General features: G+C 63.9%; 19 protein-coding genes. 8 read left to right on the forward strand and 11 right to left on the reverse strand.

Annotated elements, in window-relative coordinates; genetic code table 11:
- Positions 1 to 309: 309 nt before the first annotated feature.
- From H3V53_RS09680 to H3V53_RS09690, 3 genes are all read right to left on the reverse strand, one after another.
- Entirely contained in the window at positions 310 to 588 is a 279-nt protein-coding gene (locus H3V53_RS09680; protein WP_336597767.1) for a hypothetical protein, read from the reverse strand.
- 309 nt (positions 589 to 897) lie between these two features.
- Entirely contained in the window at positions 898 to 1,548 is a 651-nt protein-coding gene (locus H3V53_RS09685) for an ureidoglycolate lyase (RefSeq protein WP_336597768.1), read from the reverse strand.
- Positions 1,549 to 1,640: 92 nt separating this feature from the next.
- On the reverse strand, positions 1,641 to 3,062 hold the full coding sequence (locus tag H3V53_RS09690; protein WP_336597769.1) for an MFS transporter: 1,422 nt from the start codon (positions 3,060 to 3,062) through the stop codon (positions 1,641 to 1,643).
- Between the two features lie 926 nt (positions 3,063 to 3,988).
- Here H3V53_RS09690 and H3V53_RS09695 point away from each other — a divergent pair.
- Complete coding sequence (locus H3V53_RS09695; protein ID WP_336597770.1) at positions 3,989 to 5,407, forward strand: sigma-54-dependent transcriptional regulator; 1,419 nt, start codon at positions 3,989 to 3,991, stop codon at positions 5,405 to 5,407.
- A gap of 223 nt (positions 5,408 to 5,630) precedes the next feature.
- Positions 5,631 to 7,046: a metallophosphoesterase gene (locus tag H3V53_RS09700; protein WP_336597771.1), complete on the forward strand. Its 1,416-nt coding sequence runs from the start codon at positions 5,631 to 5,633 to the stop codon at positions 7,044 to 7,046.
- 50 nt (positions 7,047 to 7,096) lie between these two features.
- Here the strand turns inward: H3V53_RS09700 and H3V53_RS09705 are convergent, their stop codons facing one another.
- The 4 genes from H3V53_RS09705 to betI all read right to left on the reverse strand — a co-directional run bounded on the left by H3V53_RS09705 (position 7,097) and on the right by betI (position 11,383).
- On the reverse strand, positions 7,097 to 7,309 hold the full coding sequence (locus tag H3V53_RS09705) for a hypothetical protein (RefSeq protein ID WP_336597772.1): 213 nt from the start codon (positions 7,307 to 7,309) through the stop codon (positions 7,097 to 7,099).
- Between the two features lie 256 nt (positions 7,310 to 7,565).
- Entirely contained in the window at positions 7,566 to 9,284 is a 1,719-nt protein-coding gene (betA, locus tag H3V53_RS09710) for a choline dehydrogenase (RefSeq protein WP_336597773.1), read from the reverse strand.
- A gap of 11 nt (positions 9,285 to 9,295) precedes the next feature.
- The gene (gene betB / locus H3V53_RS09715) at positions 9,296 to 10,765 is read right to left on the reverse strand and encodes a betaine-aldehyde dehydrogenase (protein ID WP_336597774.1); all 1,470 of its coding nucleotides are present in this window, start codon (positions 10,763 to 10,765) and stop codon (positions 9,296 to 9,298) included.
- Positions 10,766 to 10,792: 27 nt separating this feature from the next.
- Positions 10,793 to 11,383 (reverse strand): transcriptional regulator BetI, encoded by a 591-nt coding sequence (gene betI, locus H3V53_RS09720; protein WP_054926496.1) that lies wholly within the window; start codon positions 11,381 to 11,383, stop codon positions 10,793 to 10,795.
- A 196-nt stretch (positions 11,384 to 11,579) separates the two neighbouring features.
- Between betI and fdhA the strand changes: the two genes are divergently transcribed.
- Positions 11,580 to 12,779 carry a formaldehyde dehydrogenase, glutathione-independent gene (fdhA, locus tag H3V53_RS09725; protein WP_054926497.1) on the forward strand — a complete coding sequence of 400 codons (1,200 nt, stop codon included), beginning with the start codon at positions 11,580 to 11,582 and terminating at the stop codon, positions 12,777 to 12,779.
- Positions 12,780 to 12,931: 152 nt separating this feature from the next.
- On the opposite strand, the gene H3V53_RS09730 is transcribed toward fdhA, so the two are convergent.
- On the reverse strand, positions 12,932 to 13,477 hold the full coding sequence (locus tag H3V53_RS09730) for a hypothetical protein (protein WP_336597775.1): 546 nt from the start codon (positions 13,475 to 13,477) through the stop codon (positions 12,932 to 12,934).
- Between the two features lie 244 nt (positions 13,478 to 13,721).
- Between H3V53_RS09730 and H3V53_RS09735 the strand changes: the two genes are divergently transcribed.
- A complete protein-coding gene (locus H3V53_RS09735; protein WP_336597776.1) occupies positions 13,722 to 15,410 on the forward strand; it encodes an AMP-binding protein in 1,689 nt (562 codons plus the stop codon).
- Between the two features lie 82 nt (positions 15,411 to 15,492).
- On the opposite strand, the gene H3V53_RS09740 is transcribed toward H3V53_RS09735, so the two are convergent.
- Positions 15,493 to 16,644, reverse strand: coding sequence for a formylglycine-generating enzyme family protein (locus H3V53_RS09740; RefSeq protein ID WP_336597777.1), 1,152 nt, complete (start codon positions 16,642 to 16,644; stop codon positions 15,493 to 15,495).
- Between the two features lie 59 nt (positions 16,645 to 16,703).
- On the reverse strand, positions 16,704 to 18,344 hold the full coding sequence (locus H3V53_RS09745; protein WP_336597778.1) for a sulfatase-like hydrolase/transferase: 1,641 nt from the start codon (positions 18,342 to 18,344) through the stop codon (positions 16,704 to 16,706).
- A 225-nt stretch (positions 18,345 to 18,569) separates the two neighbouring features.
- Between H3V53_RS09745 and H3V53_RS09750 the strand changes: the two genes are divergently transcribed.
- On the forward strand, positions 18,570 to 19,355 hold the full coding sequence (locus H3V53_RS09750; RefSeq protein ID WP_054926501.1) for an SDR family NAD(P)-dependent oxidoreductase: 786 nt from the start codon (positions 18,570 to 18,572) through the stop codon (positions 19,353 to 19,355).
- Positions 19,356 to 19,378: 23 nt separating this feature from the next.
- Positions 19,379 to 20,863, forward strand: a complete 1,485-nt coding sequence (locus H3V53_RS09755) for a DUF1254 domain-containing protein (protein WP_336597779.1) — start codon at positions 19,379 to 19,381, stop codon at positions 20,861 to 20,863.
- Positions 20,864 to 20,903: 40 nt separating this feature from the next.
- Here H3V53_RS09755 and H3V53_RS09760 read toward each other — a convergent pair whose 3' ends face one another.
- Complete coding sequence (locus tag H3V53_RS09760; RefSeq protein ID WP_336597780.1) at positions 20,904 to 23,603, reverse strand: winged helix-turn-helix domain-containing protein; 2,700 nt, start codon at positions 23,601 to 23,603, stop codon at positions 20,904 to 20,906.
- A gap of 181 nt (positions 23,604 to 23,784) precedes the next feature.
- On the opposite strand from H3V53_RS09760, the gene H3V53_RS09765 reads away from it, so the two are divergent.
- Both H3V53_RS09765 and H3V53_RS09770 read left to right on the forward strand, forming a co-directional pair.
- Complete coding sequence (locus tag H3V53_RS09765) at positions 23,785 to 24,555, forward strand: enoyl-CoA hydratase-related protein (protein WP_054926503.1); 771 nt, start codon at positions 23,785 to 23,787, stop codon at positions 24,553 to 24,555.
- Positions 24,556 to 24,616: 61 nt separating this feature from the next.
- A complete protein-coding gene (locus H3V53_RS09770) occupies positions 24,617 to 25,858 on the forward strand; it encodes a thiolase family protein (RefSeq protein ID WP_336597781.1) in 1,242 nt (413 codons plus the stop codon).

The raw sequence follows: 25,858 nt of genomic DNA on the forward strand, positions 1-25,858 counted from the left end.
AAAAATGTCGTAAAGAAATGGCATGCGACGTCGCGCAATGCGAATCTATTGAAACACAGGCAGCCGTCCCTTGACGTCTGCGCGGATTTGCTGATCGAAGTGCTGTCACTGATGCAGGCAGGCGACGCCGACACGGCGCACGGGATCTCGATATCGGACAGCAGTGCCGCTTCGCCCGTCGTGCCGAGCGCGACGATACCCGCGATGCCGGTGCGAGCGTAGTGCGAGGTGATCGCCACGAGCGCCGCGACATCCACTTCGCCTGCGCGCAACGGCGTGACGAGGGGAAGCCAGATTCCTGAGTACATGTCAGTGCTCCTTGCGCGTGCCAGCACGGGTGATGGCGCCGATCGTCGCTTCGGGCAAGGTGGTGAGCAGCGTGTGGAGCGTGAAGTCGAGATCTTCGGGCGCGATGTCGAAGTGCACGCACAGGGTGTCGCGCGAAGCATCGGTATGAAAGACGTAGACGCCGAGCGGAGAGTGGTACAGCGTCGCGAGATTGGCGTGTAGCTGGTCGGGATGAGCGCCGGTCAGCAGCACTTCGAGCTGCACGCGGGGCGTGCGCAGAGGAACGACGTTGCAGCGCATTCGCGGGGAGATGTCCGGGGCGGTGTCGCGTCTCGCTAGAACTTGAGCGGAAGCCATATCGTTGAGGTGCAGCCTGAACGGTTGTCGAGATGCACTCAAGGGTAGAGCGTTGCGAATAAAGGCGGCGTAAAAAAACCGGCTGCGCGTGAAAAAATCGCGGGCAGCAACAGGGCGCGTTGATTGACGACGCAGTCGTCTCTACACCGAACCTGCATTCGGTCGCGCGCGTCGAATTGAATTCCGCCGCGCCGCGCGAGTTGTGTCTACGCACCCAGCAGCGCGCAGCCGGACGGGAACCGCACGAAAGGACTAAGCACGCGCGATGGGCGCTTCCAGCAGACAGCCAAACTCCCGCGCGAATTCGACGGAAACGCGCGCATGCACGGCGCCTTGCTTGTCGAAGAAGCGCTGCGTCCCTTCGAGCGTGAATACGCCTTCGTGCCAGATGTTGGGGTGAATGTAGAGTCCCTCGCGACCGTCGAAGCGGAAACACACGAACTTTTCGGGCGCAATGTCGTCGCCGGGCAGCGCCAACGGAACATAGAAAGGGCGATGGTCGAGCGGGAAGAAAAGTTGTCCGCCGTCGGGATGGTAGTTCGCGTGCCACAGCAGCATGCGCTGCGGCGGCTCGTTGGTGTCTTCGCGGGCGGCTTCCGGCTGCGCGGCGTAGGCGAGCACATAGTGACCGTCGACGGCCTCATTTCGGCCATACAGAATTTCACCGCGCCATTCGCTCACGAATACGCCTTGCGTCGTACCCGCTTCGTCGCCCGTGCCGGGCTCGATGGGCCTCGATCCTGTAGCGGGCCATTGCACGATTTCGATGGCGCAGTCTGCCGGATCGGCGACGAGCCTGCCGAAGCCTTCGAGCGTCTGCGGTGTGGCGTCGACGACGGGCATCGTCACGCGGCGCAGTCCGTGCGGAAGGTCGGGATTGAGATAGTCGATGTGTGCGTTCATGAGTGTGTTTGACGTCGATGCCCCACGCGGTGTCGAGGCGGGTTAATCGGTGTGTCGCGCGATGTCGGCGAAGGCCCAGGCCGACATCGCTGCTACCGCGATGCGCCTCTGACGGTATGCCCGGCGTCGCGCGCGAGCTGCACGTAACCATAGACGGAGACGAGGGTCAGTACGCCCGCGCAGAGAAACGCGAAGCGGAAGTCGTCGAGCGAGAACACGGCTGCGGCGTCGCCGCCCTTGCCGTTGATCGACGATGCCGCCCGCAGCGCGAGTGCCCCGAACGCGATGCCGAGGCCGATGCTCATTTGCGCCGCCGCGTTCCACAGCGTATTGGCCGCGCTGGTCTGTTCGGGTGGGACGTCGGCGTACGCGAGCGTCGCCAGCGTGGAGAACTGCAGCGAGCGCGCAAGCCCGTACACGAATACGACGAAAAGAACCCACACAAGCGGCGAAGCGGGCGTCAGCAAGCCGCACACGATCGTGGCGACGCCGCATACTGCGCTGCCCGCGATCGAGACGCCGCGAAAGCCATAGCGTTTCAGGATCGGCGTCGTGAGCGCCTTCATGCCGAGATTTCCCACCGCGCTGACGAGCAGCAGCAGTCCCGACTTGAATGCCGACAAACCAAAACCGATCTGAAACAGCAGCGGCATCAGATACGGCACCGCGCCGATGCCAATGCGCGTCAACGTGCCCGTGACGACCGTCACCGAAAACGTCGGGATGTTCAGCGTCGTGACATCGATCAGCGGATGCCGCCGGCGGCGCGCCTGTCGAAACGCGATACCGCCGATCACAAGGCCGACGGCAATGACGCCGAGCCCGGCGAATGGATTGGTCTCCGGCTGGCTCGCCATGTCCGCGCCGGACAGGATCGCCGTCAGTGCCGCGCCGCTCAGCATGAGGCCGATCACGTCGAACGGACGGCGCTCGGCGCTGCGCAGGTTCGGCACCCACTTGAGCACGGCCAGCAGCACGACGAGGCAGACGGGCAGGTTGAGCAGGAAAATCCAGCGCCACGAAGAATACGTCGTGATGAACCCGCCGACGGGCGGCCCGATCACAGGCGCGACGATGCCAGGCCAGGTGATGGTCGAGATGGCCTGCATCAGTTGCTTCTTGTCGGTGCTGCGCACGACGGTCAGCCGGCCGACGGGCACCATCAGCGCGCCGCCGATGCCCTGCAGGACGCGCGCGGCCGTAAACTCGCCCACGTTCTGTGAAATCCCGCATAGCAGCGACGCCAGCGTGAACGTGACGATCGCCGAGAAGAACACGCTGCGCGATCCGAAGCGGTCGGCGACCCAGCCGCTCGCCGGAATGAAAATGGCGAGCGCGATCATATACGCGCTCATTCCGAGGCTCAGCGCGTTCGGACTGGTGCCGAACGAGTGCGCCATCTGCGGCAGCGCCGTCGCGATGATCGTCGTGTCGAGGTACTCCATGAAGAAGGTCGCGGCCACGACGTAAGGCAGCGGCCCGAGCGAAGCTGAGCGGGAGGAAGAGGCGTTCATGAAGTAAGCGTGCGTGCAGTGACGCCAGGTAAATGGGGTTTCCCAGCGCCGACGAAGGCCTCGCACAGGGCGGACGTCCGTCTGTTGACGAAGGCCCGATTCTATACGTTTCGCTGTCGGCAGGCTTTTGAGGCCGGTCCGCGCCGATCCGCGCCGCGTCCGGCAGGCGGGTGCCGGACGGGTTTTGGTTTTGCGTGCAAAGCAGTGCGGCGACGGTCGGCAAGTAGATGCTCGTGCAACGATTGTCGATTCGAAGCCGGGCCGAAGGGCCGCCGCGCTCGCCTCTGACATATGAAGAATCGTCGGCGCACGCATAGTAAGAAGATTCGATACAGACGATAGGTAAACGCTTATGATCTGCGCTGTAACACTGACTTTCTCCATTCAAATCTTCGCCAATTTTTGTGGCCATCAGGTTCTCTTAAGGGGCGCCGCAGTATCATGCGCGCCGCAAGTTGACGGCGTTCGGTAAAGACTGCGCGCACCACCCAAAATAACGCAAGCTTACCGGTCCACCTTGTGCCGCACCTCTTCATACGCAGTACTTTTCTCGTCATATACAGCGATAATTGGGAAGAACTTCTGCGTTCCCAAGGCAACTCATTACCGCTGTGTACCGTGCGCCACAGTGGTTTGTGTCGAATGTAAAGGATCGTTACTCCCGTAACTGCAAGCACTGCACGCCGCACTCTTTCCCCGTCCCTTCATCGCGTTCAGCAGCGTCGTTCGCACGCTGATAGCAAGCGCCACGCAGCCAAAACGCCAACCTGTAGTCACGAATCGACGTTTTCAAACGGTAACAACCGGCCACGCTGATGCGTCGCTGATTCCGTTACTTTTTGAGTAACCGATCGCGGACGATTGACCAGGGGAGCGTGAAGCCGTCGGTACTTGTTCTTCATTGAGGCGGGTCGACCGATCACATCATGAACCTGAATCTAAAGCGGCTGTATCACGTATGTAATCCCGAGCGTGCCTGCCTTGACGGCAATCTTCCGTCGCGGCAATGGCGCATCCGGAGCATCGACATACGCGAGCGCCAAGGTGCCGTGCTGTTATCGAACGATCGCGCTGCTGGCCTGATCGAATTTTCTTCGCTGAATATTCCCGCCGATCTGAACGAAGTCGACGAACTCACGCGAACGGGTGCGGCCATCGGCTGGGTGGCCGTGGTGACCAATGCGCACCTTGCCGATCCCGAGATCGGCCGTATCGTGCGCACGCGCTGCGTGAGCTATATCCGCTTGCCCGCCGCGGCGGAGATGATCGCGCAGGAACTCGATCGCGCCTATGAAACGTCGGCTGCCGACGCAAACGAGCAGCGCAGCGCGAGCACGGGGGCGCTCACGATGATCGGCGCATGCGCGGCGATGAACGACGCGCGCGCGGCGATCAGGCGCGCGGCGGAACATGAGCGTCCTGTGACGATCGTCGGGGAATCGGGCAGCGGAAGGCGCCTGACGGCGTCGTCGATCCATCTGGGTTCCGCGCGCCGCGAAGGACCGTTCGTGTCGATCGATTGCGCAGCGTATGCACCAGAGCGTCTGGAAATGGAGCTATTCGGCGACGAGGAGGCCAGTGCGGGGAACGGGGATCAGGACCAGAGCGGCGGGAAAAATAACGAAAGAGACGACGAAAGAAGCCGCGAACAAGCCGGCGGAAAAGACAGACACGGCCATCGTCGCTCTCGCCTGGGCATGGCCGAGGGCGGCTCACTGTACATCGACGGCATCTGCGAACTGCCGCTTGCGACGCAGCAGCGTCTCGCGGATCGCCTCGATGACAGCGCCTGCAACGTGCGCATCATCTGCTCGACACATGCCGGCTTGCGGCGCGCTGCGGACGAGCATCGTCTGCACGCGCGGCTTTTTGCGCACCTGTGTGCCGACACGATCGTCATTCCGCCGCTGCGCGAACGCGGTCCGGACATCCGCCTGCTCGCGACTCATCTGCTGAAGAGCTTCCGCTCCGATTCGCGTCACGGCGTGCAGGGTTTTTCCGTGTGCGCGTGGGAGGCGTTCGATACGCACACGTGGCCCGGCAACGTGCGCGAGATGATCAACCGCATTCGTCATGCGATCGTCACGGGCCGTGGTCCGTTGATCACCGCTGCCGATCTGGGCTTCGATCAGGCCGCGAGCATGCCGTTGATGCGCGCCGCTCACGAGGACGCCGAGATTCCGGAGTGGAACGCGGTCGAACTGGCCATCGCGCGTAATCAGGGGCGGCTCGATGCCGCCGCGAATGAATTGCAGATTTCGAAGGTGCTGCTCGCGCGCATGCTTGCGTCGAACTGCCGGCAAGCCTGTGCGACGCACAGCGCGCCACAGGCCGATTCGGCCTGACCTGAAGGCAGTAATGAGCTGAGCGGGTGATAGCCCGCCACGCGCTTCACGAACGGTTACACAAACGATTTTTGTGTAGCACCTTGTCGCATTTCGTCGCGTTATGCTTGCGACCAGCGATGCAACGCGCCGGTTTGTTTTTTCTGCCCCTCATTGTTTATTGGCGAATTTCTTGCGAATTATTTTGCGCCGCCCAACGTCGTTCTTCGTATTGTCCTGAACCATGAAAGAGCCCTATCGCGCCGTTCACCGCTATCCGCGTAACGACCTGGGACGTGATTTCGTCGTGGGCGACCTGCACGGCTGCTTTAAACAACTGCGTGCAGAACTCGAAGCGCGCCGCTTCGATCCGCAACGCGACCGCCTGTTTGCCGTCGGCGATCTCGTCGATCGCGGGCCGGACTCGCATTCGGTGCTGGAGACGGTCCAGCGGTTCGGCATCCGGTCGGTGAAGGGCAACCACGAGGACGTGATCGTTCGCTGGCATGCGGGCGAAGAGCAGGCGCTGTCGCTGCTGGGCAACGGCGCGAACTGGCTGCTCGACCGCGCCGACGAGCGCGAATGGGTCAACGCAATCGCGCAGTACATGGCGTCGCTGCCGTATGTGATCGAAATCGAAACGGAGCACGGGCTGGTCGGCATCGTGCACGCAGATTCGCCCGTTTCTGACTGGACGCGACTTGTCAGCGAGATCGAGCGAGAAAAGGGCGAAGGCAAGATGCGGCGCAAGGCGATCTGGTCGCGCACGCGCTGGAAGTCGTACCAGTCGCATCCCGCACCGTCGCGCAACACATTGCGCAGTCTGCTCGACAGGGCGAAATACGGTGTGCGTGGGCAGGCGCATGTCGCCGGGCATATCGACAATGTGACGGCCGTGATCGTCGGTCATACGCCCATGCCCGGGGTTACCGCAAAAGACAACGTGATCAACATCGACACGGGTGCCGTCTACGGCGGCAAGCTCACGCTGCTCGATCTCGCCGAGTTGCCGCGTTGGGTCGATGTGTCGGACGCTGCGGTTACAGCGTCGGACGCTTCGTCTGCACCGGCCGAGGCGGCCGCGCGGCGCGAGCCTGTGTTGGCGGACGGCAGCGTGATGCCGGAGAAGCGTGCGACCGTCGATGGCGTCGCGACGGTACTGAGCCTCGAACGGGTGAACCGTGTCGAACGGGTGGAACGCTCGGTGCCGGAAGAAAGCGCTGTCGTGGATGAAGGCGCGCGAGTGACCGAAGGCGCCTTTGTGGACGAAAGCGCCATTGCGGCCGAAAGCGCACGAGCAACCGAAAGCGCACGAGCAACCGAAAGCGCCTTTGTGGACGAAAGCACGCGAGCAACCGAAAGCGTCTTTGTGGACGAAAGCGCCATTGCAACCGAAAGCGCGAGACCGACCGCAACCAGCAACAAAACCGACAGCAGCATCGAAACCAGGCGCTCCATCCCCACCGAAAGCCCCGCGCCGCCCGTCACGCCCGAAGCACGCGACGATGGCCCGCGTCTCGCGCCGGAATCCAGGCCCAACGCGAAAGCGTTGTCGTCGTACCGGGCGAGCAACATGCACATCACCGTGCGCATGAGCATCGACAGCTTGGTGAGCGAGCGGCGCCAGACCGCCGACGCCGTCGGTACGCGCCGGCGATAGCGCCACGCGAGGCCCGCCGCGGTCGGCGGCAATACACATGCAATATGCGGCTACGCGCCGCGGGCAGCGCCATTCATTCCAAGACGTTTGAGCAGATCGCGTCCGCGCGCGCTGAGCTGCAGCGACGCCGAGCCGCCACGAAGCTCGCGCACTTCGACGAGTTCGTAGTGGCGTAGCGCGAGTACATCGGGATCGAGCGATTCGATACGGCGTTCACTGCTATTCAGCAGCATGAGCGTCGCCAGTTCGTGAGGGCTCAACATCAGGACACCTCCGTGGACAAGTGAGCGAGCAGTTCGCACATGCTAATCGGACGGCACGACAGTTTGACTACGGAAGTGTTTCACCACGTTACGTCGTTACAGCGCTGACAGCAGCGAAAGGCGCTCGCGCACGCGCGCAGGCAACGTGTGAGCGCCACAGCGGGCGACATCGGCGACGCACGGCCGTAACAGGCTTACGCGCGGGTAAGCCCGATACAGCCGTTGGAAAGCATCGGCGCGAGGCAGGGCATCGCCATCATTGCGCCTGTTCGGCGATGCTCCTCGGCCGTGCTGGCGCAACGTTTTGCGCGCCGCGCGCTGGTGCGCCGTTCGCCACATGGTAGGGCGCCGTCGAGCGCGCGAGGGGCGCGCGCCCGCGAATGCAATCAGCGATTTTTTCGGCGAGCATGATGGTCGGCGCATTCAGATTGCCCGTCGTGATGCGCGGCATGATCGATGCATCGACCACGCGCAGGCCTTCGAGGCCATGCACACGTCCTTCGCCATCGACGACGGCCATGTCGTCATAGCCCATCGCACACGAGCACGACGGATGGTAGGCCGTTTCGGCGCGCTCGCGCACGAACGCGTCGATCTGCGCATCGGTCTGCAAGCCGGCGCCGGGGCTCAGCTCGCGTCCGCGGAAACGGTCGAGCGCGGGCTGCGCGATGATCTCGCGCGTGATGCGGATCGCGTCGCGGAACTCGCGCCAGTCGAGCGCCTCGGACATGTAGTTGAAGAGGATCGACGGATGCTCGCGCGGATCGCGTGAGCGGAGCTTCACGCGGCCGCGGCTTGGCGAGCGCATCGAGCCGACGTGCGCCTGGAAGCCGTGCATCTTGATCGCGTTGGTGCCGTTGTAGTTGATCGCGACGGGCAGGAAGTGATACTGGATGTTCGGCCATGGGTCGTCGTCGCGTGTGCGGATGAAGCCGCCCGCTTCGAAATGATTGCTCGCGCCGATGCCCGTGCCTCGCAGCATCCATTCGAGGCCGATCGCTGGCTGATTGCGCAGCAGCAGTGCAGGGTAGAGCGAGACGGGCTCCTTGCACTCGTACTGCATGTACATTTCGAGGTGATCCTGCAGATTGTTGCCGACGCCGGGCAGATCGAGCACGACGGGAATGCCGAACTCGCGCAGCCACGCACCCGGTCCGACGCCTGAGCGCTGCAGGATTTGCGGCGACGCGATCGCGCCGCCACAGAGCAGCACTTCGCGCCGCGCATGCGCGGTGATGTGCGCGTCGCCGTCGAGATACACCACGCCTTGCGCGCGCTTGCCGCCGAACACAATGCGGTCGGTGGTCGCGTGCGTGACGATCGTCAGATTCGCGCGCGCTCTGGCCTGATCGAGGTAGCCGCGCGCCGTACTCGCGCGGCGGCCATTGGCCGTCACCGTGCGGTCCATCGGGCCGAAGCCTTCCTGCTGATAGCCGTTGAGGTCGTCGGTGCGCGGATAGCCCGCCTGCACGCCTGCTTCGATCATCGCTTCGAACAGCGGATTGACGCCGGGCTTGCTGGTCGTGACGTGCACAGGACCGTCGCCGCCGTGATAGGCGTTCGCGCCGATGTCGCGCGTTTCGGCCTTGCGAAAATACGGCAGGCAATCCAGATAGGTCCAGTTTTCAAGGCCTTTTCGTTCGGCCCAGCCGTCATAGTCGAGCGCGTTGCCGCGGATGTAGCACATGCCGTTGATCAGCGACGAGCCGCCCAGGCCCTTGCCGCGTCCGCATTCCATGCGGCGGTTGTTCATGAACGGCTCTGGGTCGGTTTCATAGGCCCAGTTGTAGCGCCGCCCTTGCAGTGGATACGCGAGCGCGGCGGGCATCTGCGTGCGAAAGTCGAAACGGTAATCGGGGCCGCCCGCTTCGAGCAGCAGCACAGTGACATCGCGGTCTTCCGTCAGGCGCGTGGCGAGCACATTGCCCGCCGAGCCCGCGCCGATGATGATGTAGTCGTACTCTTTCGCTGCCATGCTGCGCTCCCTCAAAACACGGGCTGATACGGGCCCAGTTCGACCTGGATGGACTTGATGCGCGTGTAGTGCTCGAGGGTCGTGATGCCGTTTTCGCGGCCCACGCCCGACTGTTTGTAGCCGCCCACAGGCATTTCCGCCGGCGACTCGCCCCACGTGTTGATCCAGCAAATGCCTGCTTCGAGACGGTGAATCACGCGGTGGGCGCGCGCCAGGTTTTCCGTGACGACGCCTGCCGCGAGGCCATAGATCGTGTCGTTGGCGCGCCCGATCACTTCGTCTTCGCTGATGAAACTGAGCAGGCTCATCACCGGACCGAAGATTTCCTCGCGCACGATTTTCATGTCGTCGCGGCAGTCGGCGAACACCGTCGGCTGCACGAACTGGCCGAGCGCGAAGTCGCCATCGACGATGCGCGCGCCGCCTGTCACGAGCCGCGCGCCTTCGCGCTTGCCGCTGTCGATGTAGCCGAGCACCTTGTCCAGTTGCGCGGCACTCGCGAGCGGACCGAAGTTGGTTGACGGGTCGGACGGCTTGCCGATGCGGATGCGCTTCACGCGTTCGATCACGCGTGCCTCGAATGCCTGCTGCACCGATTGATGCACGAACACGCGCGTGCCGTTGGTGCATACCTGGCCTGCGCTGAAGAAGTTCGCCGTGACGGCGATATCGGCGGCGCGGTCGAGATCCGCATCGTCGAAGACGATCAGCGGCGACTTGCCGCCCAACTCCATCGTCACTTCCTTCAGCGACGACCCTCCCGCCGTGGACATCACTTTCTTGCCCGTTTCCACGCCGCCCGTGAACGAAATCTTCGCGATCTCCGGATGCGCGGCGAGCATCGCGCCGACGCGCCCATCGCCTTGCACGACGTTGAACACGCCGGGCGGCACGCCCGCTTCGAGATAGATCTCCGCGAGCTTCGACGCCGACAGCGGGGTGATCTCGCTCGGCTTGAAGATCATCGCATTGCCGGCGGCGAGCGCGGGCGCGGACTTCCAGCACGCGATCTGGATCGGATAATTCCATGCGCCGATGCCAGCCGTCACGCCGAGCGGCTCGCGCCGCGTATAGACGAACGATTCGGCGCGCAGCGGAATCTGCTGGCCCTCGATAGCCGTGGCAAGGCCCGCGTAGTACTCGATCACGTCGGCGCCCGTGACGATATCGACGGCACGCGTTTCGGCGATCGGTTTGCCCGTGTCGCGCATTTCGAGTTCGGCGAGTTCGTCGTGCGCGACGCGCAGCAACTCGACGGCGCGGCGCAGGATGCGCGAGCGCTGCATCGCCGTCAGCGCGGCCCACGCGCGCTGGCCTTCGCGCGCCGATTGCACCGCGCGCTCGACATCGGCCTCGCCCGCTTGCTGGACGGTGGCGAGCTTGTCGCCCGTGGCGGGATCGAAGGTGTCGAAGGTGACGCTGCTGGTGGCATCGACGTATTCGCCGCCGATGTAAAGACGTTGCAGGCCGTATGCGGGCATCGGGTTTCTCCTTGAAATGCGGACTTGTTATGCGTCGCTGCGCGCGAGCAGCAGGTCGATGTAGTCGTTCGCGAGCCGCAGCGCGGCCTTGGTGTCGAACGGATCGCCCGACAGCGCGCCGCGCAGCCACAGGCCGTCGATCATCGCGGCGAGCCCGCTGGCCGCGCGCCGGGCGGCCGCGCGCGGCAACGCCTTCGCGAATTCGGCGCACAGATTCGAATAGAGCCGCCGGGTATTCACGCGCTGCAAACGCCGCAACGCGGGCTCGTGCATGCTTTCGCTCCAGAACGCGAGCCATGTCTTCATCACGGGTCCGCTCAACTGCGAGACGTCGAAGTTCGCCGCGACGATTGCGCGCAAACGGGCGCGCGGCTGCGCTTTCGCGGCAACGCGGCGGCGCGTCGTGGCCGCCCACAGGTCGCGCAGGATGTGGCGCATCGTCGCTTCGAGCAAGCCGTCCTTGTCGCCGAAATAGTGGCTGACGATACCCGTCGATATGTTCGCGCGCTGCGCGACAGACGCGAGCGTCGTGCCCGACAGACCGGACTGGTCGATCGTGAGCAGCGTGGCGTCGATCAGTTGCGCGCGACGCACTTCGCGCATTCCGACTTTGGGCATGGTGGCACTCAGTGCATCCGAAAGCCATCACTCTAGTTGTTTTTTATTGAACGTTCAATCAACAAAAACGGCTCGAGCGGGCCTTGTCGGTTTTGGAAAAGCATGTGTCGGTTTTTGGACATTGGGCGGCGGGGCAAAGGGACTAACCTCGAACCAGCGCCTTTTTGCGCATTCCAACGGACATGGAGACGAGACGATGAGCAGCAATCGCGGTGTCGTGTATCTGGGACAGGGCAAGGTCGAAGTGCGGCCGATCGATTACCCGAAGATGGTCGATCCGCGCGGGCGCGCAATCGGTCACGGCGTGATCCTGAAGGTGGTGTCGACGAATATTTGCGGCTCGGACCAGCATATGGTGCGCGGCCGCACGACCGCTGAAGTGGGCCTTGTTTTAGGGCACGAAATCACGGGCGAAGTGATCGAAGTGGGCCGCGACGTCGAGACGCTGAAGATCGGCGATCTCGTTTCCGTGCCATTCAACGTCGCGTGCGGGCGCTGCCAGACCTGCAAGGAGCAGCACACGGGCGTGTGCCTGAACGTGAATCCGTCGCGCGCGGGCGGCGCGTACGGCTATGTGGACATGGGCGGCTGGATCGGCGGCCAGGCCGAGTACGTGATGGTGCCGTACGCGGACTTCAATCTGCTGAAATTCCCCGACCGCGACCGCGCGATGGAAAAGATCCGCGATCTCACGTGTCTGTCGGACATCCTGCCGACGGGTTATCACGGCGCCGTGATGGCGGGCGTGAAGCCGGGCTCGACCGTCTACATCGCGGGTGCGGGCCCCGTCGGCATGGCGGCCGCGGCGTCGGCGCGACTGCTCGGCGCGGCCTGCACGATCGTCGGCGACATGAACGAGGAACGCCTCGCGCATGCCCGCGCGGTCGGCTTCGAGACGGTCAATCTGTCGAAGGACGCGACGCTCGGCGAGCAGATCGCGCAGATTCTCGGCAAGGCCGAAGTGGATTGTGCCGTCGACTGCGTGGGCTTCGAGGCGCACGGCCACGGCAGCAGCGGCGCGCGCGAAGAAGCGCCCGCCACGGTGCTCAATTCGCTGATGGACATTACGAAGCCGGCGGGCGCGATCGGCATTCCCGGCCTCTATGTGACCGACGATCCGGGCGCCGTCGATGCCGCCGCGCGCAAAGGCAGCCTGAGCATCCGCTTCGGGCTGGGCTGGGCGAAGTCGCATTCGTTCCACACGGGCCAGACCCCCGTGATGAAGTACAACCGTAATCTGATGCAGGCGATCTTGTGGGACCGTCTGCCGATCGCGGATATCGTCAACGTGACGGTCGTGTCGCTCGACGCCGCGCCCGATGGTTATCGGCAGTTCGATGGCGGCGCGCCGCGCAAGTTCGTCCTCGATCCGCATGGTTTGCTGAAGGCTGCGTGATGCCGACCGGACGGTCCGCCACACGCAGGTAGCTGTCGAAGTCTCCTCTGGTCCGCCGCGCACGATTCGCGGATGCTGTACTGGACGATGCCGTGCCTCTCTTCATCGGAGGCGCGGCATTTTTTTGTCCGCGCATGCGCCGGTGCGCAGAGCTAGAAGTCGTGCCGGATGGAAAAGGTCGCGCCGCGCTCGTGTGAATGATTCAGGTTGAACAGCGGATTGGCGTGGAAGGTCCAGTCGTCGCTGTCGGCCGACGAGCCGACGGTCGGATCAGCGCCTATCGGATATGCGGGCAAACCCTGGCCTGGTCCTGCCTGCGCAGCGCCGAGTGCGGGCAACTGCGGCGTGTCCACGCTCGCGCCATAGCGGAAGCGCTCATATCCCGAGGCCTCGCCGACCCGGCCACGCGCGGCGTAAGCGAAACCGCCGATATGCAGCGGATTGTCGAGCACGTAGTGATGCACGTGGCGCTGCGGCGCATACGCCGTCGACGGAATGGGCGGATACGAATAAAAGAGGACGGACGGCGGCCGGCTGTCGCCTAAGGGCCGCGCGTGGTTTTTCGCGAGCGGTGGCTTTGCAAAAGACGTGCAGCAAAGCAGTGCGAGCGCAGCAGCCGCGAGCCACAGGCACGGATTGCGGCGCACTGCGAGCAACACCCAATAATCGACGGAAATAGTCACGTGACCGGTCATCATGGCTTCGACGGGCTCTTATAAGACCATTTTAGTCCGGCGAAGGTTTCACTTGCGGATGGTCGCGCACAATGCGGGTGCTGCGGCGCCCCCTACAAATGGGTGGGGAACGGGCGCGCGCAAGTGCGTATTGTGGCATCCGAGGTATTGAGTGCCGGTGCGGCGCAGGTGTTGGCGCGGGCCGGCCCCGAGTAAAGTGCGGAATGCAAAAAACGTCCGAGCCGATATACAAGAAGTGGAGACAGTCATGAGCGGCACCTATTCGAGCACGCTGTTGCATCGCTTCCTGCACTGGGAGCAGGTGCAGCCGGATGCAATCTATCTGACCGAGTCCGCGCCCGATGGGCAGACCGTCGACTATACGTGGCGCGAAGTGGGGAATCAGGCGCGGCGCATGGCCGCCTGGCTCCGCGCACAGGCCATGCCGCCGCACAGCGCGATTGCGATTGCGGGCAAGAACAGCGCGCACTGGGTCATCGCCGACCTCGCGATCTGGCTCGCCGGTCATGTGTCGGTGCCGCTGTATCCGGGCACCAGCGCCGAGACGGCGCGCTATATCCTCGAACACTGCGACGTGCGCCTGATTTTCGTCGGCAAGCACGACGACACAGCGGAAGGCTGGGGTAGCCTGCGCGACGCGATGCGTGCCCGTGCGCCGTTGATCGTGCTGCCGATGTCGCCGGTGTTACCCGAAGCCGCGTCGTGGCAGACAGTCGTCGCGCAGCACCCGCCGATGCAGGACATCGTTTTGCCGCCACCCGGCGATCTCGCCACGATCATCTACACGTCGGGCAGCACGGGCCAGCCAAAAGGCGTGATGCATTCGTTCGGCGCCATGTATGCGTACGCGGTCGAAAGTGGCGCGTTCTGCGGTTTCGGTACGACAGATCGCGTGCTGTCGTATCTGCCGCTCGCGCATACGGCTGAGCGTTCGTTCGTCGAGGCCAATTCGCTCTGCCACGGTTTTCGCGTGTTCTTCAACGAGGGCCTCGCGACCTTCGCGCAGGATTTGCAGCGTGCCCGGCCCACCGTGTTCATTTCGATGCCGCGTCTGTGGACGCGCTTCTGTCAAAGCGTGATGGGGCGGCTGCCGGCGAGTCAGCATGCGCTGGTCCACACGGCGTCGCCGGAAGGCGAGGCGCTCAGAAAGCACATTCTCGCGATGCTCGGGCTGGATGCAACGCGCCTCGCGTTTACCGGCTCCGCGCCGCTTTCGGAGGAAATCACGCAGTGGTATCGCGCGCTGGGCCTCGAACTGCTCGACGTCTACGGCATGACGGAGAACTTCTCGTACTCGCACTACAGCAGGCCGGGCCAGGTGCGCGCCGGCTACTCCGGTCAGGCGATGCCCGGTGTCGAATGCCGGATCGCGGACAATGGCGAAATCCTGATGAAATCGCCCACGATGATGCTCGGCTACTACCGTCAGCCGGAATTGACGGCGCAGAGCAAATCGGAGGATGGCTTCTTCCGCACGGGCGATTGCGGCGAGCTGGACGAACTGGGCCGGCTCAAGATCACGGGCAGGGTCAAGGAGTTGTTCAAGACGAGCAAGGGCAAATACGTCGCACCCGCGCCGATCGAAAACCTGTTGAGTCATCCGAAGGTGGAGTCGGTGTGCGTGACGGGCGCGGGCTATCCGCAGCCGTTCGTGCTGATGCTGCTATCGGCCGTGGCGCGAGAAGAACTACTCGAGACCCGCAGCCGCGAAGCTCTGCGTCTGCAGATCAAGGCATTGCTCGATGACACGAACGCGCGGCTCGAGAATCACGAAAAGCTGGCGTTCGTGGTGATCGTGAAAGAACCGTGGACCGCCGACAACGGCTGTCTGACGCCGACGATGAAGATGCGCCGCCGCGTGATCGAAGAGCGCTACATGCCGCTGGCGACGAAGTGGGCAGAGCGCGGCGACCCCGTCGTCTTCGAAGACGAATGATGGGGGAGCGCAGCGACAGAGCCGGAGACGCAGATCACGCTCTGTTGCTGCACGCGCGCCGCGCTCCACGGCAGCGCGGCCGCTATTGGCTTGAAACGGAATTGCGCTCGGTCTTTTGCCAGGCGTCCTGATCCATCGCGAGCCGGAACCCCAGATGTGACATGCCGTTCATCGGGTCCGTGCCGCGTCTCGCGCTGACGCGATAGCTCATGCAGTACGTTTCGCTGCACAAGAACGAGCCGCCGCGCGTCACGCGCGCGGGTGCGCGGGCGGTTGGGCCGTTGTTGGGATCATAGCTGTCCGACGGTCCGCGTGGATCATCTGTGATTCGCGTCTTCGCCGCTTCGATCTGGAATGCGTCCGCGCGATACCAGTCGGCTACCCACTGCCAGACGTTGCCGGCCATGTCGTACAGTCCATAGCCGTTTGGCGCGTATCGACCGACGGGCGATGTGCCGACCTGGACTGTCTCGTGCGCGGTTGCCGCGGTTGCATTCGTCACCGGGAATGGATGCGCGGCATCGTCCCACGTGTTGGCCATCTTTTTGCCGTCAGGCGCGAATTCCTTGCCCCACGCGTAGTCGGCCTGTTCGAGACCGCCGCGTGCCGCATATTCCCATTCGGCTTCTGTGGGGAGCCGCTTGCCCGCCCATCGCGCGTAGGCCTGCGCGTCTTCGTACGATACCTGTACGACAGGGTGGGTGTCCTTGCCCGTGATGTCGCTGTCTGGGCCCGTCGGATGACGCCAGTTCGCACCCGGCACGAACTTCCACCAGCGCGAGTAGTCGTTCAACGCAACGGGCGCATCGGTGCCCGTGAAGACAAGCGCGCCGGGCACCAGCGCGCTGTCAGGCAGGCGGGGCGTTCCCGGCGGCAACTGCACTTGCAGATCTTGCCAGCGAGGTTTGCGTTCTGCGGTCGTCACGTATCCCGTCGCAGCGACGAAGCGCGCAAAATCGGCATTGGTCACGTCATGGCGATCGATCCAGTAGCCATGTAGCCGGACGGCGTGCGCTGGCCGTTCGTTCGGCTGCGCGCGGCTGTATTCGCTACCCATCATGAACTCGCCGCCCACTATCCAGACCATGTCCACGGGTCCTGTACGCCCGTCGCCGATCGTAAGGGGAGCAGGGCTTCTGTGATGGTATTGATAGGCGCCGATGCCTGAGCCTGCCAGCGCGAGGGCGCATGCCGCCGCAACCATCAGGCGCTTCTGTTGTCTTGCCGGCTTCATGTTCACCTTTGTCGGGCGAGCGCACCGGCATTCGCAAGGAATGCCGGCGCAGCAATGCGTTATTTCAGCGAGATTTCGTGACGCGGCGGATATTGCTTCAACACCGCCTGATAGCGCCGCAACTCTGCGACGAGCGGCACGCTGACGGGAATATGACGAATCGCGATCGATTCCTCTTCCTTCGGATCGGCGTACAGGTTGAACACCAGTCCCGTCCACGTCGGCTGAAGCGTGCCTGAGAAGCCGCCGTTGTAGCCGCGGCGGGTGACGGAATCGGCCACTTGCACTTTCTGCATGAACTTGAATTCGTCGACGCGAACCGCAGACAACTCGTCGTTCCAGAAGTAAAAGATGCTGCGCCGGTTCGAGACGCCCTTGTCGGCGAGCAGGAACGAACTCTGATCGATGCCGTCGATATAAGTCTGGGGCGACACGGCTTTGGCAACGTTCGCGCCCGGCTGGCCCGCAAGCGACAGCGACGTGTTGAAGATGTCGGCGAAATCGAACAGGCCGTCGGAGCGGCGCGGCGAGATCATGCCTTTCCAGTACACGAAGAACGGCGAACGCACACCGCCTTCCCACGTTGAACCTTTGCCGCCGCGAAACAGGGTGCGGCCGGCGGGCTGCACCTCTTCTTCCGGACCGTTGTCGGATGCGAAGAAGACGACCGTGTTGTCCAGTTCGCCGTTGGCCTCGAGCGTATCGATCAGCTTTTTGAAGATGTCGTTGACCTCGACGATGCAATCGCCGTAAGTCGTGCGCGATGCCGAGCGGCCGAGATAGTAGCTGTTCGGGTAATTATCGAAGTGGCACGCGCGCGGCGCGTAGTACAGGAAGAAGGGCTTTTCGGCCTGTTTCTGCCGGTTCAGGAAACCCACCGTGTAGTCGAGCCACTTCTGGTCGAGATCCTTGATGGTCTCGGTGTTGATTTCATAGAGGCTCTCGATCTTGCCGCCTTTCACGGCGTGCACGTCGCTCTTGTTGAACGGCAGATTGAGTATGTAGCGATAGCGGTCGGGGCTCAGCGCAATCTCAGGGTTGAACTGCGGATCACGCCATTCGGTGTACATGTCGGATACCGACAGAAAGCCGCGGAAGTCGTCAAAGCCAACGTTCTGGGGCTGCGAGCCTTCGTTCTCGCCGATGTGCCATTTGCCCACGGCCTGAGTCGTATACCCGAGGCGCGACAGCAACTGCGGCAGCGTCGTCAAGCCCGCGAGGCCGCCCGGCTGGCCGTACATCGGTGGCACCTGGATGCCGTGATGCGCCATATTCTGCCCGGTCATGATGGTCGCGCGCGTGGGCGAGCAACTCGGCTGCGAATAGGCGGAACTGAGAACCAGACTTTGACCGGCGACCCGGTCGATATCAGGCGTTGCGTTGCCGACAGCTTCGCCGCCGCCGTTGAAGCCGAAATCGCTGTAGCCCACGTCATCCAGCAGAAACACGACGATGTTCGGACGCTTGCCCGTTTTGCCTTGCAGCGCGGCGAGCTTTTGCCGCGCTTCGCTGCTCTGGTCCGCGTTGTCGATCACGGGTTCCATGTTGTCGGCCAGCTTGACGGCGCGTCGCGCCAGATATTGATTCGGCTGGTTGTAACCGGGCATGCCTTCGACTTTCGTCGGCCCCGTCACGGTCGCGGCGGCGAGCGCGCAGGGTGCGATGAAGGCAATCAGGACAGCAGATATGAAGCTGCGCATGGGTCTCCTTGTCATGTCATGGCGGCGTGGCGCACGAGAGCGGTGCGTGTCCGAAGGTCTCTTCGAGAATATCAAGTGCGTTAGCCGGCATGCCCCCTCCGAAGGAAGGGGGGAAGGTCGGGCAGGCGCGCCTAACATGGGTGCGCTTCGATGCGGCGAGGCGTGTTCTTCAACGGCGCGGGCGCTCGCTCATCGGAACGATTCGACAACGACAGGGAGACACCGATGTCCTCGATAGCGAAACTCTTTGACCTGAAAGGCAAGACGGCGCTCGTGACGGGAGGCTCGCGCGGGCTTGGCCTGCAGATCGCCGAAGCGCTCGGCGAACAAGGGGCGCGACTCGTGCTTGCCGCCCGCAAGCGCGACGAACTGGATGCAGCCGTCGCGCATCTGCGCGTGCGCGGCATCGAGGCTGACTGGATCGCCGCCGACGCCGCGCACGACGAAGACATCGCGCGCCTTGCCGACGGTGCGCTGGCGCGGCTCGGACACGTCGACATCCTCGTCAACAACGCGGGCGCCACATGGGGTGCGCCCGCCGAGGACTACCCGCTTCAGGCGTGGGACAAGGTGATGAACCTGAATGTGCGCGGCCTCTTTCTGCTGACGCAGGCGATCGGCAAGCGCTCCATGATTCCGCGTCGCTGCGGCCGCATCGTCAATGTGGCGTCGATCGCGGGGCTTGCCGGCAATGCGCCAGGCACGATGGAAACCATCGCCTACAACACGTCCAAGGGCGCCGTCGTGAATTTCACGCGCACGCTTGCCGCGGAATGGGGCGAGCACGGCATCACCGTCAACGCGCTGGCGCCCGGGTTTTTCCCGTCGAAGATGACGCAGGGATCGCTCGACCGCATCGGCGTCGAGACGATGTGCGCCCGTGTGCCGCTGCGCCGTCTCGGTGACGACGACGACCTCAAGGGCGCCGCGCTGCTGCTGGCGAGCGGCGCAGGCAAGCACATCACAGGACAGATTCTCGCAGTGGATGGCGGCGCAAGCGCCGTCGTGTGACCTGACAGAGCAAAAGGAAAAACATGCAGCGTACTTCGAAGATGTTTGCACTGGCATTGCCGCTTGGACTGGCCGCATTGTTCGGGCTGCTTGCTCCCGCCGCGCTGGCCGCCACGGCCGGCGCACCCCAGTCGTCGGCAGCGACGCCGCCCGGCCCCGATGCGCAAGTGCGGATCACCGAGCCCTACGCGCGGCTCGTCGCGCGCGACGCGTGGTTCTGGGCCTGGCCGATGGTGAACCTCTACAACCGGCGCCTCGCGTTCCAGAAGGCGGCCGAGCCCGGGCTGGTCGGCGGTGTGCTGCCGCTCGCGCCGCTTAACCGGCTGGCGATGCTGAGCGACGCTATCGAGCCCGGGCAGCGCTGGGTCGCTTGCCCGACCCAGGACCTCATCTATGGCGCAAGCATTCTCGCGCTCGACGTCAGTCCCGTCGTGATCCAGGTGCCGGATTTCGGCAAGAACGCGTGGGTCTATCAGATGGCCGACCTCCGCACCGACGGCTTCGCCCGTCTGGGCTCGATGTACGGCAGCAAGCCCGGCTTCTACATGGTCGTCGGGCGGGACTGGAAGGGCGAGGTTCCGAAGGGCATCGTGCAGGTGTTCCGAGCCAGCACGTCGACGGCAATGATCGTGCCGCGCATCTTCCAGGCGGACACGGCGGAAGACAAGGCGGCCCTCCAGCCGCTCATCGCGGACATAGACGTCTATCCGCTCGCCGAATACGACGGCAAGATCAAGCAGCACGACTGGCGCACGCTGCGCAAGTTCGCGCAGCCATCCCAGATGAGCGATGGCGAAACGCGTTGGGTGCGTCCCGGCGCATTCTTCGACCAGTTGCCCACGGTACTCGCTGACGCGCCGCCGCTGCCGGGAGAAGAGGCGCGCTACGCGCAGGTGCTGGCCGTAATCGCGGCCGCTCGCCAGGACCCTGCGTTGAAGAAGGCGATGATCGACGAAGCCGACAAAGCGGACAAGGAAGTGGTCGACCCGTTGCTGCAATTCCGCAACTGGGGTGTGCCACTGGCGAACAACTGGACGACCATCGGCAACGGCGCGCAGTTCGGCACCGACTACTTCACGCGCACGGCCGTCGCGCGATCGAACATCATGGTCAACGCGCCGAAAGAGACGAAGTACTACTACCAGGATCTCGATGCATCCGGCGCGCGCCTGTCCGGCGACAACGCGTACGTCATCACGTTCGAAAAGGGAGCGTTGCCGCCGACACGCGCATTCTGGTCACTGACCTTATACGACGGCCATCATTTCTTCGCGCCCAACGCACTGAACCGATACACGCTGGGCACGCGGAACAAACAGATGAAGTACAACAGCGACGGTTCGCTGACGCTCTACCTGCAGGCCGAATCGCCGGGCGCGGACAAGGAGGCCAACTGGCTGCCTGCGCCGAAAGGGGCGCCGTTCTCGCTGATTCTGCGCAACTACTGGCCTGAAGAGAACGCGACGCGGCATGAATGGACGCCACCGCCCGTGAGCAAGGCATCCTGATGACTGTGGCGGCAGCGGCGTTGAGGTGCGCGCGGGGCAGCTAGTCGATCAGGTTGTGCTTGCGCGCCCACACCATCGCGTCATAGCGGCTCGACACGCCAAGCTTGGCGAAGATATTGCGCAGATTCCACTTGACGGTTTCGAGCGTGATATTGAGCGAGAGCGCGATGCGCTTGTTCGACATGGCTTGCGCGACGAGTGTCAGCACTTCGACTTCGCGCTGCGTCAAGACGGGCTGCAACTTCGATGCCGCCGCTCCCCGCCGCGAGCCCGCTGCGTTCGGCACGGCCGCATCGGGAAACTTGTCGAGCAGGGTGGCGGCATACTGCATCGTTGCGCCGTGCAGCTTGCCGTCACGCAGCATGCTGGCGAGCAGCCTCGCGGCGGGCGCGCCTTCGTCGATGATCGTGCGCACGATGCCGAACCGCTGTGCGGCATCGAGGGCTCGAATCAGGCAGGCCTGCGCCGCTTCGTCTTGCTTCTGCTCCGCATGGATCAGCGCGCTCAGCAGATCCGTCAGCGCCGCGAATCGTCCGCGGCCGAACACTTCGGCGTGTCCGCGCGCGATTTGAAGCGCACGTAACGCTTCATCGGGATAGTCGTCGCGCAGTACGCGTGCCTTCGCGAGCGCCGCGAGCGCGGGGATTTCAGCCTTGAGTCCGTGCTCGGCAGAATGCGCAAACGCGATCTCTTCGAGCGATGCCAACGCTTCGCGCGCGCGCAGACGATCGTCCTTGACCAGCAGCACGCGGACCTGTTCAGCCAGCATATGAGCGACGCCGCGCATCTGGCGCATGCTGCGCAGATGCGCGATTTGCCGTTGCACGAACGCCAGCGCCACGTCGGCGCCCTCTTGCAGCATGTCGAGCCGCACGCGGCAGCGCGACGTGCGGATCGTCACATCCGGGCCCGACGACTGCAGCAGCCCGCGGCGATTCGCGATCGTTTCGCGAGCGTCGTCGATGCGGTCGAGTTCGTAATAGGCGTCGGCCAGCACGCATGCGCAAATATTCGCGCTGATCGAATGACGGCCGACGGCCTGCACCGAGCGCGCCAGCAGCGCCGAGCCCACGCGCTCCGCTTCGCGCACGTTGCCTTCGAGCAGCAGCGCGGTGGCGCGCGTCGCCTGCGCGACGAGCGCCATGTCGTTGTCCTCGTCGGCGGGCGGGATCGGATGGGTTTCGAACAGGCGCTTGGCGTCGGCATAGCGCCCCGCCGCGCTGTAGGCGGCGCTTAGTTCGGCGACCAGCATGTATTGCAGGAACGGATTCTCAAGCGCCGCGTCGCGGTGCGGTTCCAGCAAGTCGATCATCTGTTGCGTGTCGTCGTCCTGGAACGCGATAGCCGCCTGAATCAGCGGCACACTGCGCGCAATCTCCGGGTGGTCGGGCAATGCGCTCGCCTGCAACTGCGCCAACCACGTTTTCGCCTTCGTTGGCCGCGTGGTCAGCGCGACAGCGAGACAGGCGATGAACAGCAGTCGCGGATGCTTCAACAAGGTCTCTTCCGGCAAATGCTCGAGCAGATGAAGCGTGGGGCTCAGATATTCGAGATTCCACGTGGCGGGCGCGGCGCGCTCGATCACCGACGCGGCGAATTCGACGTCCTCGCCGGCACTGGCGTGGCGCACCGATTCGGCGAGCAGGCTGTGATCGGCGAACCAGCGGCTCGCGCGCCGGTGCAGCTCGCGCACGGCCGCCGGGTCGCGGCGTGCGAGACGCGTCGTCAGGAACTCGCCGAAGAGAGGATGAAAGCGCAACCAGCTCAGACGGTCATCGGAATCGACGCGAATGATCAGCAGGTTCTCGTCTTCCATGCGCTTGAGCAGCTCGGCCGTATCGTCGTTGCCCGTGACGAACTGCGCGAGCGGCGCGCAAAAGCGGCGGAACACCGACAACGTCTCGGCGAACTCCGTCAGCGACGCCGGCAGATGCGCGATGACCTCTTCGCTCAAATAGGTTTGCAGATCGCTGGAGCGCCACACGAGGTCGCGCAGCGCGGCGCGCATTTCGGGCCGGTTCTTCAGCATGATGACCGTCAGCTGGATGCACGACGGCCAGCCGCTCGTCAGCTCGTGGATCATTGCGAGGTCGTCCGCGTTGAGCTTGCCCGCGCCGAGGTTCTCGTCGACAAACGTGCGTGTTTCGGCGAGATCGAACGGCAGCATCGCGCTGTCTACTTCGACGATCTGGTCCATCATCCGCAGCCGGCTCAGGCTCAGCGGCGGCGCGACGCGCGACGCGATCACCAGATGCAGGTTGCCCGGCCCGTGATCGAGCAGCTTCTGCATGAACTTGTGCGCAAGCGGCGCTTCGACGTGATGGTAGTCGTCGATCAGCAGGACGAGGTCTTTCGGAAGATCGACGGCGGCGTCGACGATCGCGGCAATCGACGCATCCATTGCCGCCGCGCTCGCCTCCTCGAGCGGCAGATCCATCTCGGCGCAAATGCCGCCGCGCCGCAACGCGGCGAACAGCGCGGTGCAGAAATCGATATAGCCCTTGTCGTCGGTGGTGAGCGACAGCCACACGACTTCCGCCCCGGCCTTCAGGCAAGCCTGACGCCATTGCGCGAGCAAGGTCGTCTTGCCGTAACCGGCACTGCCCGTCACGAGCGCGAGCTGGCACTGCTGCATGCGCTGCAGATGCGCGAGCAGGTTCGCGCGCGCGACATGACGCGCGCCAATGCGGGGCGGCGAAAAACGGGTCGATACGAGATGTTTAGTGAAGGGCGTAATCAAGAGTTCGGCTGTGGATGCGATGTGTCAGTGAGGCGGGAGGCCGTCTGCGCCTGCCGTTGCCGGCTTCGTCGACGGACGGCTTCGGCCCCCTCTGAACGAGGGGTGATAAATAGGATAGCTGAACCTAACTTATCGGAAGCGTAGCGTCAAGAAAGGGCGTTTGCCTATATCCGGAGGGGAGATGAGTTATACGCAGGAATTGGTGGGCTCGGTCGGCTGGCTGACGTTGGATCGTCCCGCCGCAATGAACAGTCTGAATCGCGAGCTGGCAACGGGATTGACCGCGCAGCTGAACGCATGGCGCGATGACGACGCTGTGCGCGTCGTCGTGCTGACGGGCAATGGCCGTGCGTTCTGCGCCGGTGCCGATCTGATCGAGGCGGCGGAGGCGCCGCAGCCGGGCAAGCGCGAGTTTCTCGAGCTGATCGTCGAGTTCTTCGATACGTTGCGCGCGTTTCCGAAACCGGTCATCGCGGCCGTCAACGGTCTCGCGCTGGCGGGCGGGCTCGAAGTGGTGCTTGCCTGCGACCTCGTGCTGGCGGCGCAGTCTGCGCGTCTTGGCGACGCGCATTCGAACTTCGGCGTGTTTCCGGGCGCGGGCGGCGCGGCCATCTTGCCGCGCAAGGTGCCTGTGAACGTCGCGCGATATCTGCTGTTCACGGGCGACGCGATGAGCGCCGCCGATCTGAAGCAATATGGTCTCGTCAACGAAGTAATGGCCGACGCGGAATTGAAGCCGCGCGCGCAGGCGCTCGCCGACCGGCTGGCCAAGAAAAGCCCATTGGTGCTCGCGCGCATGAAGCGCGTGGCCAACGAGGCCGCCGACAAGACGGCCGCCGATGCCTTGCGTCACGAGTTGCTGGAACTACGCAACCACCAGCGCTCATACGACGTGCAGGAAGGACTGCGCGCGTTCGCGGAAAAGCGCGAGCCGCAATTCAAAGGCTGCTGATCGGAAGCCGCTGACCGAAAGCTGCTGACAACAACATCAACACGAACACGACACTAACAACATGGAAAACATTTATATCGTCGGCGTTGGCATGACGCCGTTCGGCCGGCATCTTGACAAGTCGGTCAAGCAACTGACGGCCTGGGCCGTCGAGGACGCGCTGAAAGATTCCGGCTGCGAGCGCAAGTGGATCGAAGCCGCTTACTTTGGCAACACGACGCAAGGCCACATGCAGGGTCAGCACATGATTCGCGGCCAGGTGGCGCTGATTCCGCTTGGATTCGGCGGCATTCCGATTCATAACATCGAAGCTGCGTGCGCGTCGGCGAGCAGCGCGTTCCACCTCGCAGTGACGCAGTTGCGCGCCGGCATGGCCGACGTGGTGCTCGCCGTGGGCGCGGAAAAAATGGTCTCGCAGGACAAGGCGCGCATGTTCGCCGTGTTCGATTCCGCGTGGGACGTCGAGACGGCGGAAGCAAATGCCGCGCAGATGGTCGAGCTCGGCAAGGGCGTTGCAGTGCCGCCGGGTACTCAGTCCGACAAGCCTTACAGCGTGTTCATGGATGTCTACGCGGGCATCGGGCGTCAGCTGATGGAGAAGCACGGCATTACGCAACGCCAGTTCGCGGCCGTGTCGTCGAAGAACCACGGGCACTCGGTGCATAACGAGCGCTCGCAATATCGCACGGCGATGTCGGTCGAAGAGATCATGGCGGCGCCGCCCATCACGTATCCGCTGACATTGCCGATGTGCTCGCCCATTTCCGACGGCGCGGCGGCGGCGATTCTCTGCACGGAGTCGGCGCTCAGGCGTTACGGCTTTGACCGTAATCGCGCGGTGCGCGTGCTCGCCACCATCGTGCGCTCGGCGTCGCAACGCGAGGGAGCGGATCTGGCCAATCACATCACGGTCCACGCTGCAAAGCTCGCCTACGAAGAAGCAGGCATTGGACCGGGCGATATCAACGTCGCCGAACTGCACGACGCGTCGGCAATCGGCGAAATCGCGCTGTGCGAAAACCTCGGGCTGTGCAAGCCGGGCGAGAGCGGCGTGATGGCCGAGCGTGGCGAAAGCGCGCTGGGCGGGCGTCTTCCCATCAACCCTTCAGGCGGACTCGAATCGAAGGGGCATCCCATCGGCGCGACGGGCCTCGGGCAGATTTTCGAACTGGTTCAGCAACTGCGGGGCGAATGCGGTCCGCGTCAGGTCGAGGGCGCACGTTTCGCGATTCAGGGCAATGGCGGCGGCCTGTGGGGCGTCGAGGAGAGCATTGATCACATCGGCATCTTCGGACGCGCCTGA

It is taken from the genome of Paraburkholderia bengalensis (genome assembly GCF_037126505.1).
Taxonomy (GTDB): domain Bacteria; phylum Pseudomonadota; class Gammaproteobacteria; order Burkholderiales; family Burkholderiaceae; genus Paraburkholderia; species Paraburkholderia bengalensis.

What these genes read in the sequence shown, in the direction of transcription:
- H3V53_RS09680 (WP_336597767.1), bottom strand. Translation starts at nt 588, where the DNA reads ATGCGCTGCAACGTCGTTCCTCTGCGCACGCCCCGCGTGCAGCTCGAA.
- H3V53_RS09685 (WP_336597768.1), bottom strand. Translation starts at nt 1,548, where the DNA reads ATGAACGCACACATCGACTATCTCAATCCCGACCTTCCGCACGGACTG.
- H3V53_RS09690 (WP_336597769.1), bottom strand. Translation starts at nt 3,062, where the DNA reads ATGAACGCCTCTTCCTCCCGCTCAGCTTCGCTCGGGCCGCTGCCTTAC.
- H3V53_RS09695 (WP_336597770.1), top strand. Translation starts at nt 3,989, where the DNA reads ATGAACCTGAATCTAAAGCGGCTGTATCACGTATGTAATCCCGAGCGT.
- H3V53_RS09700 (WP_336597771.1), top strand. Translation starts at nt 5,631, where the DNA reads ATGAAAGAGCCCTATCGCGCCGTTCACCGCTATCCGCGTAACGACCTG.
- H3V53_RS09705 (WP_336597772.1), bottom strand. Translation starts at nt 7,309, where the DNA reads ATGTTGAGCCCTCACGAACTGGCGACGCTCATGCTGCTGAATAGCAGT.
- betA (WP_336597773.1), bottom strand. Translation starts at nt 9,284, where the DNA reads ATGGCAGCGAAAGAGTACGACTACATCATCATCGGCGCGGGCTCGGCG.
- betB (WP_336597774.1), bottom strand. Translation starts at nt 10,765, where the DNA reads ATGCCCGCATACGGCCTGCAACGTCTTTACATCGGCGGCGAATACGTC.
- betI (WP_054926496.1), bottom strand. Translation starts at nt 11,383, where the DNA reads ATGCCCAAAGTCGGAATGCGCGAAGTGCGTCGCGCGCAACTGATCGAC.
- fdhA (WP_054926497.1), top strand. Translation starts at nt 11,580, where the DNA reads ATGAGCAGCAATCGCGGTGTCGTGTATCTGGGACAGGGCAAGGTCGAA.
- H3V53_RS09730 (WP_336597775.1), bottom strand. Translation starts at nt 13,477, where the DNA reads ATGATGACCGGTCACGTGACTATTTCCGTCGATTATTGGGTGTTGCTC.
- H3V53_RS09735 (WP_336597776.1), top strand. Translation starts at nt 13,722, where the DNA reads ATGAGCGGCACCTATTCGAGCACGCTGTTGCATCGCTTCCTGCACTGG.
- H3V53_RS09740 (WP_336597777.1), bottom strand. Translation starts at nt 16,644, where the DNA reads ATGAAGCCGGCAAGACAACAGAAGCGCCTGATGGTTGCGGCGGCATGC.
- H3V53_RS09745 (WP_336597778.1), bottom strand. Translation starts at nt 18,344, where the DNA reads ATGCGCAGCTTCATATCTGCTGTCCTGATTGCCTTCATCGCACCCTGC.
- H3V53_RS09750 (WP_054926501.1), top strand. Translation starts at nt 18,570, where the DNA reads ATGTCCTCGATAGCGAAACTCTTTGACCTGAAAGGCAAGACGGCGCTC.
- H3V53_RS09755 (WP_336597779.1), top strand. Translation starts at nt 19,379, where the DNA reads ATGCAGCGTACTTCGAAGATGTTTGCACTGGCATTGCCGCTTGGACTG.
- H3V53_RS09765 (WP_054926503.1), top strand. Translation starts at nt 23,785, where the DNA reads ATGAGTTATACGCAGGAATTGGTGGGCTCGGTCGGCTGGCTGACGTTG.
- H3V53_RS09770 (WP_336597781.1), top strand. Translation starts at nt 24,617, where the DNA reads ATGGAAAACATTTATATCGTCGGCGTTGGCATGACGCCGTTCGGCCGG.